The sequence below is a fragment of the Allorhizocola rhizosphaerae genome (genome assembly GCF_003426775.1).
GTDB classification, from domain to species: Bacteria; Actinomycetota; Actinomycetes; order Mycobacteriales; family Micromonosporaceae; genus Allorhizocola; species Allorhizocola rhizosphaerae.
This window is the reverse complement of record NZ_QJUG01000458.1, coordinates 1-1,903: the sequence shown is the minus strand read 5'-3', so window position 1 is coordinate 1,903 and position 1,903 is coordinate 1. Positions and strand designations below refer to the sequence as shown.

At 73.0% G+C, this 1,903-nt stretch carries 2 protein-coding genes and 2 pseudogenes; 2 read left to right on the top strand and 2 right to left on the bottom strand.

Features of this window, described 5'->3' with window-relative positions:
• Positions 1-438 (top strand): annotated as a pseudogene (locus DM816_RS41755) (Gfo/Idh/MocA family protein); the annotation flags it as partial.
• 23 nt (positions 439-461) lie between these two features.
• Positions 462-599, top strand: a complete 138-nt coding sequence (locus tag DM816_RS43385) for a hypothetical protein (protein ID WP_162908435.1) — start codon at positions 462-464, stop codon at positions 597-599.
• On the opposite strand, the gene DM816_RS41750 is transcribed toward DM816_RS43385, so the two are convergent.
• On the bottom strand, positions 596-1,330 hold the full coding sequence (locus DM816_RS41750; protein ID WP_170318944.1) for a metallophosphoesterase: 735 nt from the start codon (positions 1,328-1,330) through the stop codon (positions 596-598). The genes DM816_RS43385 and DM816_RS41750 overlap by 4 nt on opposite strands.
• Before the next feature lie 21 nt (positions 1,331-1,351).
• A pseudogene (locus DM816_RS41745) lies at positions 1,352-1,903 on the bottom strand (hypothetical protein); the annotation flags it as partial.

Genomic DNA, 1,903 nt, shown 5'->3' with positions numbered 1-1,903 from the left:
CTGCTGACCCCGGGCGGCGAGCCGGCCGTCACCGGCGCGGCGGCGCTGCGCCTGGGCCGCGACCCGCGGGTGGACCGGGCCATGACCGCCGAGTTCACCCTGCCCGGCGGCGGCACGGGCCGGATACACGCCTCGATGTGGTCGGCGACGCTGCTGCGCATCCGGGCCGAGGTGACCGGCACCAAGGGCAGGCTCGTGGTCAACAATTTCGCCGTGCCGCAGCTGCCGTCGCGGTTCACCCTGACCGTGCAGGGCCGCCGTGGCCGGGAGCGGTTCGACGCCACCCCGACCTATGTGCATCAGCTGCGGGCGTTCGCGCGGGCGGTGGCCGGTGATGCGGCGGCCAACCTGACCCCGCCTGCCGACTCGGTGGCCACGATGCGGCTCATCGACGACATCTACACGACCGCGGGGATGCCACTGCGAGGAGAAGACTGATCCTGCCCCGCGGTGGGCCGGCGGTGTTCACCGCCGCGTTGATCTGGCTGGTGGCCACCGGCCACACGTCGCTGGCCACGTCGGCCGACTCCGTCCGGGGCACGCCGCTGTGGGCGGTGCTGGCCCCGCTGGACGCCGGGGTGCTGCCCATGTGGTTCTAGTCGGTGACCAGCCGGAAGTGGGTGGTCAGGCGCCCGTCGTCGTCGAGGATGTGGAACGCGACCGCCGGTGGCTGCCCGAGGTCCAGCGTGCTGCGCCAGTTCATCTCGCCGGCGGGCAGCTCCCACGGCAGCAGCAGGGTGGATTTCACGCCCGGGGCGACCAGCAGCGGCCGGCCGGCGAAGGTGGTGGCCGCCGGGGTGTGGGCGTGCCCGCACAGCACAGCCACCACGTCGGGGTGGTCGGCGAGCACGGCGGCGACTCGTTCGGCGGCCGACAGCCGGATCTCGTCGATCATCGGGTGGTGCAGTTTCACCGGCGGGTGGTGGAAGGCGACGAACACCGGCCGGCCGCGCAGACCGTCCAGACTGGACCGCAGCCAGTCGAGGGTGGCGTCGCCCAGGTGGCCGTCGGCGCGGCCGAGGATGACCGAGTCGCACGCCACGACCGCGAACCGGCCCAGGTCGTGCACCTGGTTGGCCGGCCAGCCGTAGGGGGTGTAGCCGTCGTGGTTGCCCGGGCAGGTGATGACCGGGAACCGGGGCGAGGCCAGCAGCGCCGTGGCCTGCTCCCGCTCGGCGGGCAGGCCGTTGTCGGTCAGGTCGCCGGTGACCACGATGGCGTCCACGTCGCCGGGCAGCCCGTTGAGGTAGTGCATCACCTGCGCGGTGCGGGCCGCGGCGCGTTTGCCGCCGTCGAGGTGGGGATCGCTCAGGTGGGCCAGGACGATCACTTCGGCGCGACCTTCGGTTGGTCAGCGGTCCCCGGGCGGGGATCGCCGTACTCGGGTGCGGCCATGGACCCGAGCCTGCCACAGCCACCACGCGGCCAGGAACCCGATGCCGGTACCGGCGACCATGACTCCGGTCACGGCCAGGCCGCTGCCGGTGACCGGCAGTTGATCCGTCTGCGACCGGGTTACCGCCGCCGAGCTGGTCGCTGCCGGGCTGGTTTGCGGCGGCCTACCCAACGGTGGCCGGGAAGGCGACTTGGTGCCTGCGGGGAGGCTCGCGGACGGCGCCGTGGGCGTGCGCGACAGCGTCGGAGTCTTGCTGTTGGTGTAGCCGTTTTCGTAGCCGGGCTGGGCGGCGGCACCGGCGGGTACGATGACCAACCCGCTCAGCAGCAGCGCACCCATCATTGCCAGGGCGTTTATCCTCACGTCCGGCATAACCGGCCTGGGCGGCCGAAGGATGCGCAGGTGACCGGGCGATAATGGCGAGCCATGGAGCAGTCCACACCGATCCCGGCCGGCGCCGAGGAGGCCACCCGGCCGTGCGCGCACTGCGGCCGGCCCGTGCCGCAG